16 protein-coding genes, 1 tRNA gene and 1 pseudogene are annotated in these 15,644 nt (G+C 40.5%); 12 read left to right on the top strand and 6 right to left on the bottom strand.

The window, feature by feature from the left end; translation table 11 throughout:
* Positions 1-3 precede the first annotated feature (3 nt).
* Positions 4-111, top strand: coding sequence for an IS3 family transposase (locus tag AC1DOK_RS20480; protein ID WP_477554110.1), 108 nt, complete (start codon positions 4-6; stop codon positions 109-111).
* 75 nt (positions 112-186) lie between these two features.
* Here AC1DOK_RS20480 and AC1DOK_RS20475 read toward each other — a convergent pair whose 3' ends face one another.
* Both AC1DOK_RS20475 and AC1DOK_RS20470 read right to left on the bottom strand, forming a co-directional pair.
* Positions 187-681 carry a VanZ family protein gene (locus AC1DOK_RS20475; RefSeq protein ID WP_477556174.1) on the bottom strand — a complete coding sequence of 165 codons (495 nt, stop codon included), beginning with the start codon at positions 679-681 and terminating at the stop codon, positions 187-189.
* A gap of 30 nt (positions 682-711) precedes the next feature.
* On the bottom strand, positions 712-1,023 hold the full coding sequence (locus AC1DOK_RS20470) for a hypothetical protein (RefSeq protein WP_477556173.1): 312 nt from the start codon (positions 1,021-1,023) through the stop codon (positions 712-714).
* A gap of 161 nt (positions 1,024-1,184) precedes the next feature.
* Here AC1DOK_RS20470 and AC1DOK_RS20465 point away from each other — a divergent pair.
* The 7 genes and pseudogenes from AC1DOK_RS20465 to AC1DOK_RS20435 all read left to right on the top strand — a co-directional run bounded on the left by AC1DOK_RS20465 (position 1,185) and on the right by AC1DOK_RS20435 (position 5,210).
* Positions 1,185-1,260 (top strand) — tRNA-Ala (locus AC1DOK_RS20465).
* Positions 1,261-1,584: 324 nt separating this feature from the next.
* Positions 1,585-1,836: a MerR family transcriptional regulator gene (locus tag AC1DOK_RS20460; protein ID WP_477556172.1), complete on the top strand. Its 252-nt coding sequence runs from the start codon at positions 1,585-1,587 to the stop codon at positions 1,834-1,836.
* 205 nt (positions 1,837-2,041) lie between these two features.
* On the top strand, positions 2,042-2,473 hold the full coding sequence (locus tag AC1DOK_RS20455) for a hypothetical protein (RefSeq protein ID WP_477556171.1): 432 nt from the start codon (positions 2,042-2,044) through the stop codon (positions 2,471-2,473).
* A 369-nt stretch (positions 2,474-2,842) separates the two neighbouring features.
* Entirely contained in the window at positions 2,843-3,289 is a 447-nt protein-coding gene (locus AC1DOK_RS20450; RefSeq protein ID WP_477556170.1) for a hypothetical protein, read from the top strand.
* A gap of 1 nt (position 3,290) precedes the next feature.
* The gene (locus AC1DOK_RS20445; protein WP_477556169.1) at positions 3,291-3,515 is read left to right on the top strand and encodes a helix-turn-helix transcriptional regulator; all 225 of its coding nucleotides are present in this window, start codon (positions 3,291-3,293) and stop codon (positions 3,513-3,515) included.
* 21 nt (positions 3,516-3,536) lie between these two features.
* The gene (locus AC1DOK_RS20440; RefSeq protein WP_477556168.1) at positions 3,537-4,457 is read left to right on the top strand and encodes an NAD(P)-dependent alcohol dehydrogenase; all 921 of its coding nucleotides are present in this window, start codon (positions 3,537-3,539) and stop codon (positions 4,455-4,457) included.
* 72 nt (positions 4,458-4,529) lie between these two features.
* Positions 4,530-5,210, top strand: a pseudogene (locus AC1DOK_RS20435) (DUF4386 domain-containing protein).
* A 52-nt stretch (positions 5,211-5,262) separates the two neighbouring features.
* On the opposite strand, the gene AC1DOK_RS20430 reads toward AC1DOK_RS20435, so the two are convergent.
* The 3 genes from AC1DOK_RS20430 to AC1DOK_RS20420 form a co-directional block, all read right to left on the bottom strand.
* Positions 5,263-7,101, bottom strand: coding sequence for a UbiD family decarboxylase (locus tag AC1DOK_RS20430; protein WP_477556167.1), 1,839 nt, complete (start codon positions 7,099-7,101; stop codon positions 5,263-5,265).
* Between the two features lie 185 nt (positions 7,102-7,286).
* A complete protein-coding gene (locus tag AC1DOK_RS20425; protein WP_477556166.1) occupies positions 7,287-8,381 on the bottom strand; it encodes a serine hydrolase domain-containing protein in 1,095 nt (364 codons plus the stop codon).
* Positions 8,382-8,409: 28 nt separating this feature from the next.
* Positions 8,410-8,985: a TetR/AcrR family transcriptional regulator gene (locus tag AC1DOK_RS20420; protein WP_477556165.1), complete on the bottom strand. Its 576-nt coding sequence runs from the start codon at positions 8,983-8,985 to the stop codon at positions 8,410-8,412.
* Positions 8,986-9,214: 229 nt separating this feature from the next.
* Here AC1DOK_RS20420 and AC1DOK_RS20415 point away from each other — a divergent pair, with 229 nt between their 5' ends.
* Complete coding sequence (locus AC1DOK_RS20415) at positions 9,215-10,081, top strand: metallophosphoesterase (RefSeq protein ID WP_477556164.1); 867 nt, start codon at positions 9,215-9,217, stop codon at positions 10,079-10,081.
* A 567-nt stretch (positions 10,082-10,648) separates the two neighbouring features.
* Positions 10,649-11,881 carry a peptidase T gene (gene pepT, locus AC1DOK_RS20410; RefSeq protein WP_477556163.1) on the top strand — a complete coding sequence of 411 codons (1,233 nt, stop codon included), beginning with the start codon at positions 10,649-10,651 and terminating at the stop codon, positions 11,879-11,881.
* Positions 11,882-11,969: 88 nt separating this feature from the next.
* Here pepT and AC1DOK_RS20405 read toward each other — a convergent pair whose 3' ends face one another.
* Positions 11,970-13,397, bottom strand: a complete 1,428-nt coding sequence (locus AC1DOK_RS20405; RefSeq protein ID WP_477556162.1) for an alanine/glycine:cation symporter family protein — start codon at positions 13,395-13,397, stop codon at positions 11,970-11,972.
* Positions 13,398-13,553: 156 nt separating this feature from the next.
* Here AC1DOK_RS20405 and AC1DOK_RS20400 point away from each other — a divergent pair, with 156 nt between their 5' ends.
* Entirely contained in the window at positions 13,554-13,781 is a 228-nt protein-coding gene (locus tag AC1DOK_RS20400) for a hypothetical protein (RefSeq protein WP_477556161.1), read from the top strand.
* A 451-nt stretch (positions 13,782-14,232) separates the two neighbouring features.
* Complete coding sequence (gene brnQ / locus AC1DOK_RS20395; RefSeq protein WP_477556160.1) at positions 14,233-15,567, top strand: branched-chain amino acid transport system II carrier protein; 1,335 nt, start codon at positions 14,233-14,235, stop codon at positions 15,565-15,567.
* Positions 15,568-15,644 lie beyond the last annotated feature (77 nt).

Below are 15,644 nucleotides of genomic sequence, written 5' to 3'. Positions count from 1 at the left end.
GAGATTCATCAAGCGGTAGAAGATTATATTTATTATTACAATTACCAGCGGTTCCAATCTAAACTGAAACAGCGCGCGCCGATCGAATACCGGTGCGCGCTGGCAGCATAGCTTTTTTCATCTGTCTACTTGACAGGGGTATGACCAATGCAACGGCTTTCTTCAATTGGTTATACCCACATTTAATCAACTGGTACGATTCCTGCTTTTAATGACAGCATAGCTCATATAAATTAGTGCAACAAGTACGATCCCAATTGTATCAACAGCTACATCAATCGCATGTCCTGTTCGCCCCACAACAAACTTCTGATGCCATTCATCTGAAGCAGCATATACCAAAGTAATGATAGAAGCACTAATAAGTGCTATCCTCCAGCTTATTCTCCGTGCTCTAAGTGTCATAAGCCATAAGAATGACAATAATCCAAATTCAAATACATGTCCAAATTTGCGCACAAAAAACTCAAGCATATCATATGGCTGTTTATACGTCACAAGTCCCCCATCGTAAATAAACTCCAGATTAGGTAACAAGCTTTGCAAACGCTCTTCCGATATCCATTCAGCTAATTGAGGTCGTATATCTTGTTCACTATATGGCTCTGCTGATTTAACAAAAATAATCACCATCCATATAACCGTAAGCCCAAACCAAATCCAGAAACGACGATTTTTCATAGGTTAGAGATCGTTCCTTCCTGCTGATTGCTATTCATGATCCCAAGCATGTTCTGTAGGTAATTCTCTCTTAGGTCTCATACTTAGTAATACAAACGCATCAATAATGAGCAAATTAAAGCATGCTATACCATAAACCAATAGCTTAAAATTAGTAGTATCATCCGCTTCTCCTAATAATAGCCACAATACGCCGCCGCCTGTAATTACCACATTAAGTAAGGTCGATATTCCAAAGGTAAACCCAAATTTACGCGTTGCCCTCATTATAAAGACAGCAGAACCTAATGTGACAATGAATGCAGCTAAAATCCAAAACCAATACAACATATCGTCATTCACGTTAATCACTCCTGTGTAATATAAATATGTAGAATTCAAAGTTACAATAACGATAACATCCAAGCTTCTTATTTTAATAATAATACGTTAGCATGTTAAAAAGCACTTGTCTAATAAGGCAAATTTATGTACAATAATAAAGCAACTTATTCTTACAATAAGGGGTCATAGCTCAGCTGGGAGAGCGCTTCGCTGGCAGCGAAGAGGTCAGGGGTTCGATCCCCCTTGATTCCACCATACAATAATAATTAACGTAGCCAATCGGCTGCGTTTTTTTTACATTTGATGGATTACATCCGAAATGCAGGGCTATCCCTTTGGTTCACCAAACCTATTCAGTAAACGGCTTCGCAGCCGTTTTTTTTATTTTGTCTTTGGATACTCCACACATGCCGAATGCTAGGAAAGAGTATTGGAAAAATATCTGGATCACTCTCTCATCCCTCCAGTCAGGTTTAATTCGATAACAACGGCGATTTTCTTGTGTACGAATTCGTTTCAAAAACTTTTTGCGCCCAATTTACTTGACATTGGAGTCAACTCTAATGTTATTCTGAATTCATGAAAAAACTTTATTCTATACAAGAGGTTTCGCGGATACTTGGGATACCGAAGGATACGCTTCGGTATTATGACCGGATTGGGATCGTCTCGCCGTCCCGGGAAGACAATCGATACCGAAGGTATTCGAAGGACGACCTCATGGACTTGATGAATATTCAGATCATGCAGTATGCGGACTTTTCTCTTAAAGAAATCAGGGGGAAATTTGGTTTCCGCAAGATGGAAAATATCGACCCCGCTTACTGCTAAGAGGTTGCTGCGTTCCTCGATGCCAAGAACGCAGAAACGCGTAAGAAGATTGCCCATCTGGAAAAGGTCAGTCAGCTGCTCAACATAGCAGCCGAAACGTTAAGGGACTTTAATAACGAAAGCGACCAACTGTTGGCAGAATTCGTCCGCGAGATTTACAAGGATATCCGAAAGAATGAACCGGGAATTTCTAAGGAGGGGTGTGATGAACATCAAGGTTAGGAATTTTTATTATCTGATTGCAGGCGTTCTTGCGATATTGTTTGCCGTCACGCACGCATGGAACGGGCAATCCGCTGTGCTGCCGACGCTCGACATTAGGGCAATATCCATGGATACCCAGACGGTATTCACGTATGTTTGGCACATTATCACGGCGGAAAATCTGGTCTTCGGCATCGCATTCATTTTCATGTCATTCCAAAGTGAGCAATCGAAAATCCGGTTTGCCGCATGGATGATCGTGGCGATCCTGATCATCCGACTCATGGTCATTCTTGGCGTAACCGCATTGCTTGACGTTTCGGCGCTTACGGATACGTTTATAGATTCGATTGCCATTGTAATCTATGTCGTCTTAATCATACTGGGCACAAGAATGAAGAAAAAACAATCCGGTGGACGGCAACCACAGTAACAGAGATGTCCGAGTTGTCTACTAACTCTGCAGACTCGCTCAAAGCAAGTAAGCAATCTCTGGTCATTCTTGGTCAAACATGTTTATGATCAAAGTTGCCAAACCACTTCACAAAATCGTGAAGTGGTTTTTTTATTGTTTGGAGGATGCCCCATGCAGGGAGTGGAAGTATGGCTTCGGAGACTAAGCCTCGACGGACGAACACATTGCATAGTTCGAACCAATCCCAGGCGTTCTACGCGTAGGGAGTCGGAGGATTGACAAGCCGTATGTAAAAAATATTTGACATCATGTATTCTTAATGTTACATTGTGTTTGGAAAACTTTACCTATTTTTTATAACAGACGGATTAGCGGAGGAGATGTTCCATGTCCTATCAAGAGAAGAAAAATATAGTATCGCTAATCAGCACGATTTTGATTTTTGGATCCTACTGTGGGGCTGTATATTTCAGGTATAGTGATATGAATCTGGAGGGGGCGGAGCTTTTCCGTTTCTGGGGTGCCGTTATCTTAATCCTCATCCCGGTAACGATCGTGGCGAAAGTCATCATTGAGATCGTATTCATAATCATTAACCGGATTGCGACGAAAGAAGTGGAACCTTCCTTCGTTGACGAACTCGACAAGTTAATCGAATTGAAGGCCATGAGAATGTCTTATTTCGTGTTCATTCTCGGATTTCTACTCGCGATGGGTTCATTAGTTCTGCAAATGACGCCTTCCGTAATGTTCGTAATCTTGATTTTCTCAGGATTCATATCCGATGTTGCCAGCTGCGTTACGCGGCTCTATCACTATCGGAAAGGAGTATAAGATGGGCCAAAGACACATTAGCAATCACATTCGCAGCTTGCGATTCAACCATAACGAAATGACCCAGCAACAGCTCGCCGACCAAGTAAAGGTGACACGGCAAACCATCGTAGCGATTGAAAAGGGAAAATATTCGCCTTCGTTGGAATTGGCTTTTCGCATCGCACATGTGTTCCATCTTCCTCTGGAGGACGTCTTCAGTTACGAGGAGGATTCGATTCAGTAAAGTAAAATGAGGAGGAATGACATGAGAGCCATCGTTTATGAACAATACGGACCGCCGCAGGTGCTTGAATTGAAAGAGGTGGGAAAGCCGACGCCCAAGGATAATGAACTATTAATCAAGATACATGTGACGACTGTATCGGCAGCGGATTGGCGAATGAGAAAGGCCGATCCCGTTGCGGCAAGACTTTTTAATGGACTCTTTAGACCGAAGAAGGTTACTGTTTTGGGGTTTGAACTAGCTGGAGTGGTTGAAGCTGTCGGCAAGGACGTGAAACGTTTTAAGATAGGCGACCCTATTTTTGCTTACACCGGTCTTAGGTTTGGCGCTTATGCCGAGTACATTTGCCTGCCTGAAGAAGGAGCGAAGGCGAATAAAGGGCTCGTGGCCATGAAACCTGTCAATATGACCGATGAGGAAGCAGCAGCCGTACCTGTCGGGGGACTTACAGCGCTGTGTTTTCTTAGAAAAGGAGGAATTGAGCGCGGACAGAAAGTGCTTATTTACGGGGCATCCGGTAGTGTAGGCACTTTTGCGGTTCAGCTTGCCAAATTCTTTGGGGCGGAGGTAACTGCAGTATGCAGCACCGCAAATGTGGAAATGGTGAAAGCGCTGGGAGCCGATAAGGTCCTGGATTATACCAAGGAGGATTTTACTCGAAGCGGTCAGATGTACGATCTTATTTTTGACGCGGTAGGGAAAATTTCGTCTTCACGCAGTAAAAGCGCACTTATGAACAAGGGGAAGTATCTCTCCGTTAAATCCGCGATAAACCTTAAGATTGAAGATCTGTATTCGCTCAAACTGCTAATTGAGGAGGGAAAGATAAAATCGGTCATCGATCGCTGTTATCCGTTGGAACAGATCGCCCAGGCTCATACGTATGTCGAAAACGGACATAAGAAGGGGAACGTCGTGATTACGGTGAGATCAGACCATTAAACTTAACCGTATTGAACCTAAACATGCTGATGTGCTTGCTGCTAAACCTTGTTGTTCAAGGGGGAGGAAACAATGAATCATAGCAAGAAGGCAGCAAAAATTGTTGGAATCCTATTTATACTTGCGACGGTTTCGTCGATCATATGTGTTCTTTTATACGATCCTATTCTTAAGGATCCCGATTACCTGATTACAGGTTTTGAACATAAAAATCAGGTGATACTGGGAGCGCTTTGTGAGTTAATTCTGGTCTGTTCCGCTGTCGGCACTTCGATTACGCTGTATCCTTTCTTAAAAAAGCACAGTGAAAGCTTAGCTCTTGGGTATGTTTGTTTTAGGCTTCTTGAAGCCGTTATCATTACTGTTGGTATAATCAGCGTCTTGTCTCTATTAACCCTAAGCCAGGAATTTGTAGAAGCAGCAGCTCCGAATGCATCCTCTTTTCAAACTTTAGGTACATTATTATTAGCAGTACATGACTGAACCTTTTTGCTTGGCCCCAATTTCATGTTGGGCATAAATACGATAATGTGCAGTTATTTACTCTATAAATCAAAACTCGTTCCCCGGTTTATCTCAGTCATGGGTCTTGCCGGAGCAACACTCATTCTTATTGCAGCCTTGTTAGAAATGTTCGGTATCATTCTTCAACTTTCGACATGGGGAGCCGTTTTGGCGATTCCGATAGCCTCTTATGAAATGATTCTAGCAGTATGGCTCATAGTTAAAGGTAGCATTAATATTTCTCCTTGAAAAAAGGGACACTTTGTCAATCGCCAAAGTGTCCCTGATTATTCTTATCCACTTACTTAATCCCAGTATCCCCTAAGCTTGCACCACTGGCGAACAACCGCTTGATGTTCTGCTGAACGGCCGGATCTGGAATTAATGGTGGTGCTTGATGTGGCTTCGAACGAGCGTCAATGATGACATTATCACAAACCCAATGCTTGAACTCAAAATAGCTATTCACACCATATATATCATGAGATGGATTGCTGCGTGTAAAAGTGACCCAAAGGAAATTATCTAGGGCATTACTCAAGAAATCACTGTCATCACATAAGATAATCATCGGACAGTTAGTTAGCGGACCCCTAGCTTGTATTTCATCACAAAGCTCATTAATTTTCTGCTCAGCATCCTCATAATCCGTAAACGTAGAACCTTGAATCGCGACAATTCCAGGCATAATCAAGCTGACCTGTTCATATCCTTGCAGCCCTTGTAGATTATCTGGAACCTTGGTACAGAGGTCTCTCTTCTTATCGCCAGCGGCAGCGAATATGACCTTACTGCCCGTGTTCAATCCAGTCCCAGAGTAATCAAGCGTATCAATGGTCGTATTGGTCTGAAAATGAATGTCTCGATGAAGATCGATCCGCTCAAGCAGGTAGGTTAGGAAATCCTCGACATCATGCGTACTCACCGCTTGTTTCTCTTCAGCAGTGATGAACAAGTATTTGGCTAAGCTAAGCTGTCCAGTTCCCAAAATTTTATTGGCTTGTGTAAGGATCTCAGCTGGCTGCTTGACCTCCTGATATGGGGTATATCTTTCACTGCCAATGGCGAAGAGCAAAGGATGTACGCCCGCTGCGTCTAAAGCATGAACTTCTTTAACTCCCCGAATTTCATGTTGGATCGCACCGCCGGTAAGCGCATGAATTAATTCGCCGAAGGCTGTATCCTCTTGAGGTGGTCGACCTACAACGGTAAATGGGTAGATGGCTTTGTCCTTGGCATATACTTTATTAATTTTCATTACTGGAAATGGATGTACCAAGCTGTAATAGCCGAGATGATCGCCGAAGGGGCCTTCCGGTTTAGTATCACCTGGATGAATTTCACCGGTTATGACGAAATCCGCATCATGACTAATGCAGAACCCATCTACATAGCTGTATCTAAAATGACGACCGGAAAGAAGTCCAGCAAAGGTCATTTCACTCATCCCCTCAGGCAGAGGCATGATAGCAGATAAGGTATGGGCTGGAGGGCCGCCAATAAACACACTGACTTTAAGTGGTTGTCCAAGCTTATTTGCCTTGTCCTGATGCACACCAATCCCTCGATGAATTTGGTAATGAATTCCTACTTCTTTATTCACTTCATATTCGTTACCCGTCAGCTGAACCCGGTACATCCCCAGATTGGAATTCATGATACCTGGCTTCTCTGGATCTTCTGAATATACTTGAGGCAGCGTGACAAAAGCGCCTCCATCCCCTTGCCAATGTTGGATTAAAGGGAGATCACTGATCTGAATTTCACTGAAACCGTCTGGACCGCTTCCCATTTTCTTGATCGGCAATGCCGTTCTGGCTGCTAATCCAGTACTGATATATTTAAAAGGATTCTTGAGCGCTTTCATGGGATCATTGCGCAAGCTAATAACATTCTGTGTCGAATCCCATGTATCTCGAAAAATAAACTTGCTACGTTCTCTCGTGCCAAAAAGGTTCGATACAGCACGAAACTTTGAACCCTTCACATTCTCGAATAATAGTGCAGGTCCTCCTGCTTCATAGACTTTCAAATGTATAGCAGCCATTTCAAGATAAGGATCAACCTCTTCATGAATTCGAACCAAATGTCCGTGCTTTTCCAAATCGATAATACATTCTTCTAAATTATGATATCTCAAGGGATTACTCCAATCTCTGGATATTGATATTATTGAACAGTTATCGGCTTTATCGTGGACGAGCTTTAACTGCCCTCCTCTATTATCCTAAAGATTGATGAACAGGTCAAAGTTAAGTCGCCAAATTCTTCACGAATTTCTCGCCCCATTCATATCAATAACTAGCGCCAGCATATGTGCTTTAGCTAACTTTCATCACATTGCAACAGGATATCAATGATTTTTAACATTAATCTTATCCCTTTTCTATGGTAGCGAAATTGATTTAAACTTCCGATTAAGTACGAATCTGTAGCAACATGGTAGAACATGAAGGAACCGGTTGAGCCTGCATTTCCCCATACATTATATTTTTGTGGCATAAGTAAGGGAACAGTTGTAAAGTTCATTAATCCATAACCATAATCAATGCCGATGAAAAACCTTGCCCAATCGTTCTTCATGATCTCGATCGTTTTTTCGGTTAGAATTTCATAATTGACTAATGCTTTCATGAATTTAAGTGAGTCTTCCACTGTAGCAACTATTCCACCCCCAGCATACATAAAGCTGAAGCTTGGGAAATCAATTATATTCTGCTTACCCACAAATAAATGAGCCACAGGATATTCGTTTGCAACAATAGGTTCAGAATAATGGCCAAAGTAGGAGTGATTCATCCCTAGCGGTTCATAAATATATTGCCTCAGCACCTCATGAAATGGCTTTGTCGTTATATGCTCGATAATTAAACCTAACAGATGATAGCCCGTATCGGAATAATGAAATCCTTTGCCTGGAGGAAAATGTGATCTTAAATTCGATTTGGACCATTCAATCGCTTCCTGCGGTGTCCATGTCCTAGAGGTTTCATTCATAATCATATCAATCATGGATTTACCTTGCTTCGGTTTATCTTCCACAAAGTCATTTAACCCTGATGTGTGGTTCAATAAATGCTTGATTCTGATTTCGTTCGTATATTCCTTTCCTTTGTAAATATGTAAGTTGTTCAATCGATTATTATCTAAATAGGAAGAGATGGGATCTTCATAAGATATCATAGCCTTTTCAACCAGAATGCCGATAATCACTGCTGTAAACAACTTACTAACACTGGCGATATAATAAGGTTGCTGTGCATTTGCAGACATCTGACCAGTTAAGCCTTCAGCGATATTTAAATGGATGCCAAGCTTTTCAGAATGAACTAACAAATAGGCATTATGAATTTTCGAGTCTTTTTGCACCTTTTTTCTAAAATAGTCCTCAATCAAGGCTTGTGCTTTATCTTTATTCATCTCCCCATCACTCCAATCGCTTATTTAATCAATCGAGCGCTCCATTCTTTCGCATACGGGTAGCAGCAATCACATCATTGCCCGTACTTTCCATAAGTTCGATCAGCTTCTCTTCGTTAAATCCCTCTGGAAGCAGTCCGTTCACATCCATTATGGAAAGTCCCATTTGAAAAATGCTCATTTTGAACAAAATTCCCATAATCTCCTCGTCTGTGAAACCATCCAGATCTGTACTCTGTTTCATCAGTTCAAGTATGTTACCCATTTGGGGCTGTACATCTAACAAGTACCTATTGTTCATGATCAATTCTCTATAAAGCACACTATACTCCTTGGCAAATTTCAGACTGGCTATGCCTATATTCAGAAATGGATCAGGGCTGTACTGCGTCATTAACATCTGCTGAGAAACTTCATGGATTTTATTTAATACCGCCCGTTTGAGCTCGTCGACATCCGTAAAGTTCACATAAATTGGTGCAATTGAACTCTCCATTTTCTCAGCAACTCTTCTTATCGTTATATGATCAATACCATCCACCTTCGCTATATCAAAGGCCGCAGCAACAATCATATCCCTGGAAAATTTTTTCTTAGGTGCCATAAGGTACTCCTTCATTAGTTTATGAGAATCATTCGATATATATCACTTGATATCTATTATTAATTATATAGCATGATATAATTTTGTAAACTCTAATTTTTCAGTTAATTATTATATATCAATCAAAGCGTATTGTTTTGGCAAGTTTACGAATATAGTGCTTTAATCTATTATAGGAATAATAGAGTTCCGCGCGAACGGAGTTTGGAATAGCTAAGGGAGGATTACAATGAAACCAAAGAAAAACAGGAAAAAGTTCTTGATTACTTCTTGTGTTATTCTGGCTATCATAATTCTAATGTGTTATTGGCAAAACAATAGTATTACTACAACGAGAATCGACTATTCAAATACCAAGATACCTTCTTCCTTTCATGAGTTTGTGATTGCGCAGATTTCTGATTTACATAATAAAGAGTTTGGGGACAAGCAATCTAAATTAGTTCAAGCAGTCATGGATGCTAAGCCTGATATTATCGTGGTAACTGGAGATTTAATAGACAGCAATAAAACAAATATAGATGTTGCAATGGAGTTTATTGAACAAGCAGCTTTAATTGCACCAATCTATTATGTATCGGGGAATCATGAGAAATGGTCGGGTGTATACGATAAGTTAACAAACATATTAATTCAAGCAGGTGTAACGATTCTTGATGATCAAAGTGCTCTCTTAGAAAGAAATGGTGAAACAATCAGTCTAATTGGCTTACAAGATCCCGCCTTTACTCCTTCTGACTATATAGATCAGAGTCATACTTACATTTTTGAAGAAAAGTTAGAGTCCCTATCAAACCCTGTACCCCCTAATTTCAACATATTATTATCGCATAGACCTGAACTTATGGATGTTTACAGCAATAAAAATATAGATCTCGTATTTGCTGGTCATGCACATGGCGGACAATTCCGGATACCGTTCGTAGGAGGATTAATTGCACCAGATCAAGGCTTCTTCCCTCAGTACACAAGCGGCATCTATGTTGAGGGCGAAACTTCGATGATAGTTAGTAGAGGTTTAGGAAACAGCATTATCCCCCTTAGAATTCTAAATCAACCTGAGTTAGTAGTGGTAACACTAAAATCTAAACAATAAATGCCCAATAAAAATAAGCAGGTACATTGGTATCTGCTCTTTTACGTTTTATATTCCATTAACCAAACAAAGTAACATATTCTCACATTTGATAATTCAGCTGAAATAATCAATTACTTTATTGACTAAAGTGTATTCCAGAAAAATAACTAATAAACATAAAAGGATAAAGAATTGTAACCTAGCTGTTCCTATTTTATCTTTCCAGTACTGACCTCTAAAAAGCGAAACTATATTCGGAGTAAAGGTATACCTTACAGATTCATTATATTCATTAGGATCACTAAAGAACATCCTGTAAATGAATTTAAATACCGGAATATTTAGTATAAAAAGAATAATAACGATCATGATATCCCAATTCATATAGGTTCTCCTTTTGTGTTATTTACTACATTATACGAAACAGAGAATTGTGAAGTTGCAATAATCAGATAATTTTAACCTATTATTCTAATACTTGACATATCAAAATAAAATCGAGCAGGTTTGTTTAAATCTTTATCAGCTTACAGACTAAATAAGTCGTATAATAGGTATTATATTTCTATAAGGGAGCGATTTAAATTGAAACAAGAACTTATTGAGAGATTAACAAGATATGCTAAAGTAGATACGCAATCCAATGAAGATAATGAAACCTGTCCTACAACTGAAGGCCAATTGACTTTAGCAAATATGCTTGTAGATGAGTTAAAGAAGATCGGGATGGAGGATGTAACTATAGACGCTAATGGCTATGTTATGGCAACACTTCCTTCCAATACGGAGAAACAAGTGCCAACAATCGGATTTTTAGCTCATGTAGATACAGCAACCGATTTTACGGGGACGAATGTTAAACCACAAGTCATCGATAGCTATCCAGGCGGTGACATCGTGCTAAACGAGGCCTTGCGTGTAGTACTCTCACCGAAGGAGTTTCCTGAATTAAACGAGTATACGGGACATACTTTAATCACAACTGACGGTACCACACTACTTGGTGCAGATGATAAAGCTGGTATTGCGGAGATCATGACTGCAATGGCCTATTTAATTCAGCATCCAGAGCTGAAGCATGGCCGGATTCGTGTTGCATTTACACCTGATGAAGAGATTGGCCGGGGGCCGAATAAGTTCGATGTCGATGCATTTAATGCTACATACGCATATACAATGGATGGTGGACCGCTTGGTGAGCTTGAATATGAGAGCTTTAATGCCGCGGCAGCCAAGATTACAATTAATGGCTCTAATGTTCATCCCGGCTCAGCGAAGAATAAAATGATCAGCTCGATGAAGATAGCAATGAAATTACATGCTCGTCTCCCAGAAGAGGAAGCCCCCGAGTATACAGATGGCTATGATGGGTTCTATCACCTGCTTTCATTCGATGGTGATGTAGAGCAGACCAAGCTGTATTACATTATCCGTGATCACAATCGCGACAAATTTGAAGAGAAAAAAGCCTATATGCAAACCATTGTAGATGAGTTTAAGAAGCAATATGGTGAAGATCGCGTCAGTCTTAACATGTATGACCAATACTATAATATGCGAGATAAGATCGAGCCTGTAATCGAGATTGTCGATATTGCACGTGAAGCATTGGAATCACTAGGCATTGTGCCAATTACTAAACCAATTCGCGGCGGTACAGACGGCTCACAACTATCCTATATGGGATTACCTACACCAAACATATTTACAGGTGGAGAAAACTACCACAGTAAGTTTGAATTTGTCTCTGTCAATAATATGGAGAAAGCAGTACAAGTCATTATCGAGATTGCACAAAGATTTGAGCGTCAGGCTTAAATTAATCCAATAATGACCTAAACAAACAAAGAGGACGATTAGACATTATCCTTGTCTCTCGTCCTCTTTGCTATTTATCTTATAATTATTAGCTTTTATGATCTGTTTGATTCTTCGTTTCCCAGCATTCAGCATTTGTTAAACCAGGAATACTGCTTGCATCAAACTTGGGATCAAGCCCTGCCTTGTGCTGCTTCGTATAGTCTTTAAGCGCAGCAAATGCAATATGACCAAGGAATAAGATAACACCTAAGTTAAGCAGAGCCATTAAGCCCATAAACAAATCAGCTAGATCCCAAACAATTTGCACATGAGCAAGTGATCCGAACACAACCATACCAATAACCAAGATTCGATACCCGATTAGTACCGATTTCTTCCCATTCAAAAATTCAATATTCGTCTCGCCATAATAATAATTACCTACAATTGAACTGAAAGCAAACAAAAAGATCATAATTGCTAGTAATACAGAGGCCCATTCTCCCATGGCGTTCGTTAATGCGAGCTGCGTTAATTGAACTCCTGTTAGATCGGTCTCTCCATAAAGACCAGAGAAAAGAATGATAAAAGCAGTTGCACTACAAATTAGCAGTGTATCTGTAAAAACACCTAATGCTTGAATAAGTCCTTGTTTAACAGGATGGCTTACTTCAGCAGTCGCGGCAGCATTGGGAGCAGAGCCCATACCCGCTTCATTAGAGAATAGTCCGCGCTTAATTCCTTGCATAAGAGCCACGCCTATTCCACCACCAGCCGCTTGTTCCCAGCCAAATGCACTCCGAATAATGAGACCAAACACATGCGGAATTTGTGTGAAATTAGTAATGATAACATATAAAGCTAGAAGTATATAAACGCTCGCCATTACAGGTACGATTATGGAAGAGATTCTAGCAACAGACTTAACGCCTCCAAAAATTACAACACCGACAACTGCCGCTAATACAAATGCAAATATATTAGGGTCAATCCCAAATGCTGACTGAAAAGAAAGCGCAATGGTATTAGCCTGTACCGAATTAAATACAAACCCAAAGCTAATCGTAATCAAGATTGAGAAAACAACACCTAACCAGCGCTTGTTCAGCGCCTTCTCCATATAATAAGCAGGACCACCACGGTAAGTGGTTCCATCTTTCACTTTATAAATTTGGGCGAGCGTGCTCTCAACAAATGCCGAAGCTGCACCAATTAGAGCTAATACCCACATCCAGAATACAGCACCAGGTCCACCTATCGTTATCGCAATAGCGACGCCGGCTATATTCCCTATACCTACCCGCGATGCTGTTCCAATACAGAAAGCTTGAAAAGAAGAAATACTTCCTTTTTTCTTTTCTTTACTTCCTTCACCAAGTAACCGAAGCATGTGACCGAAAAGTCGGAACTGAACAAATCTCGATCGAATAGTAAAGTATATCCCTGCCCCAATAAGAAGTACTATAAGTACATAAGACCACAAAATCGTGTTGCCTGTTGCTATAAATTGTTCAAAAAAAGCCGTCAAATTCATTCCTCTTTCTCGTCTAAGATGTATTGTAATGTTAAGTATTATAACAAATAAAGATCGTTTTTCCAAAAATATGTTATAAATCCATTTAGCAGTATCTGCTTTCTTGAACCAATGTCATCCATTGCATGATAAGCGTTTGCCAAAAAGCTATTTAATTTGGTATTATTTACACCCAAGCGTCAAAGAAGACAACATGAAATTGCAGGTGAGAGCATGAGATTAACTAGTCTATTTAAACAATTAAATGAAAAAGATATAGATGATAAAACTACAAAATCGTTATCACACAAAATCAATAAGATTTTGCAAGATGCTTCTGAAGATCAATTTAATAAAGAAATTCAACCAAATACGAAACCAAAGCCATGGAATATAATCGGGTAGGAGGCTACTCATTAATTGAGTAACCGACCTCCCACACCAACGTACGTACCGTTCGGTATACGGCGGTTCCTTAGTCTACGCATTGACTTGTCGATAATAATCAGAAAAGAATATGAATCCGAGTCCTTTGATGGTGTTATTTCCGAGGGATTTTGAGAGGATAGGGCTATTGGAGGTTCTCCAGTAGCTCTTTCTTGTGATTGCGTATTCCCATGCTTTCTGTTCTTTGATTCATAAAAGGATTGTGTCTTGACAATGAAGGCATTGCAAAAAGCCACGGGCAGCATCACATCAAAATAAATGAAATGTAAAAAATATTACATTGACTTCCCAATCACATGATTTAAAATAAGGTACAAACTTTTAGGACGAGAATGAGTAAGTCATGCTGTTTTGCATTTCGTTTTTTATATTACTTCATTGTTCTGAACTATACATCTAAGGGGCTAACATGCGATCAATTTCTAGAACTCAAACTTTCTTTATTGGACTTATGCTATTTTCGTTATTTTTTGGGGCAGGCAACTTAATTTTTCCTCCGATATTGGGTCAACAGTCTGGAGATCAATTTGCAATTGCTATGTTCGGATTTATTTTGACAGGTGTAGGACTTCCATTGCTTACAATCATTACAATCGGGCTTACTGGTAAGGATATGCAGCAATTAGCTGAACACGTTCATCCGAAATTTGGGATTCCATTTGCTATAACCGTATATATTTTAATTGGACCATTGATGGCCATTCCACGTGTTGCAAACGTAGCGTTCGAAATGGGAGCAGCACCCTTTGTCCCCGAATCACTTCAATCCAGCAATTGGGTATTGTTCGTGTATTCGCTGCTTTTTTTCATTGTCGTTTTCATCTTAAGCCTGAATCCGTCGAAGCTTGTCGTATGGATCGGGAACATTTTAACGCCATTGCTGTTATTGTCCATTACGGGACTGTTCATAGCTGCAGCGTTGAATCCGTTAGGTGATGCACATCCAGCAGTACAACAGTACGCAACATCACCCGGATTTAAAGGATTTATGGAAGGCTACTTGACGATGGATACAATTGCAGCACTCGCATTTGGCCTTATCGTTATCAAAGCGATTCGAGATCAAGGCGTTCAGGATAAGCGCATCATAGCGAAGACCGCAGTTCAAGCAGCAATCATTGCAGGTATCGGATTAACGTTAGTATATGGGGCACTCGGCTTTATCGGTGTAACAAGCGTCGATTCATTCGGCTATGTAGACAACGGCGGACAACTGCTTACACTTGCTGCTCAGCAGCTATTCGGACCATTTGGATTAATTCTGCTTGCAGTCATTGTAATACTGGCTTGTCTGACGACAAGCATTGGACTTGTCTCAGCATGCAGTCAATACTTTACTAGCTTATTCCCACGGCTCAGCTACAATTGGATTGCATTCATCACCTGTCTAATCAGTCTCCTTGTAGCTAACTTAGGATTAAATCGTATTATTTCAATTTCGGTCCCGATTTTGCTCGTTATTTATCCCGTAGCGATCGTACTGATTGCGCTTTCGCTGTGCAGTAAGCTGTTTAACGGTCGTTCTTCTGTATTTATAGGAGCGCTTCTAGGAACAGCGCTGATTAGTGTGTTCGACGGCTTGAAAGCGGCTGGTGTTTCTGTGGATGCTGTTACAGTCTGGATGAAGCATATTCCGCTGTATGAAGTGGGGATGGGCTGGCTCGTTCCGGCGATTGTAGGCGGATGCCTTGGATTCTTGATCGGAAGGATTGCACAAAAAAACGAGATAAAATCGTTCAAGTAACGAAGACATTGACATCAAATGCGACGATATTTAAATCGGGTAGGAGGCTACTCATTAATTGAGTAACCGACCACCCA

The sequence above is a fragment of the Paenibacillus sp. P5_B5 genome, assembly GCF_056400365.1.
Note: the sequence above shows the minus strand (reverse complement) of the source record. Positions and strands in the feature narration are given on the sequence as shown.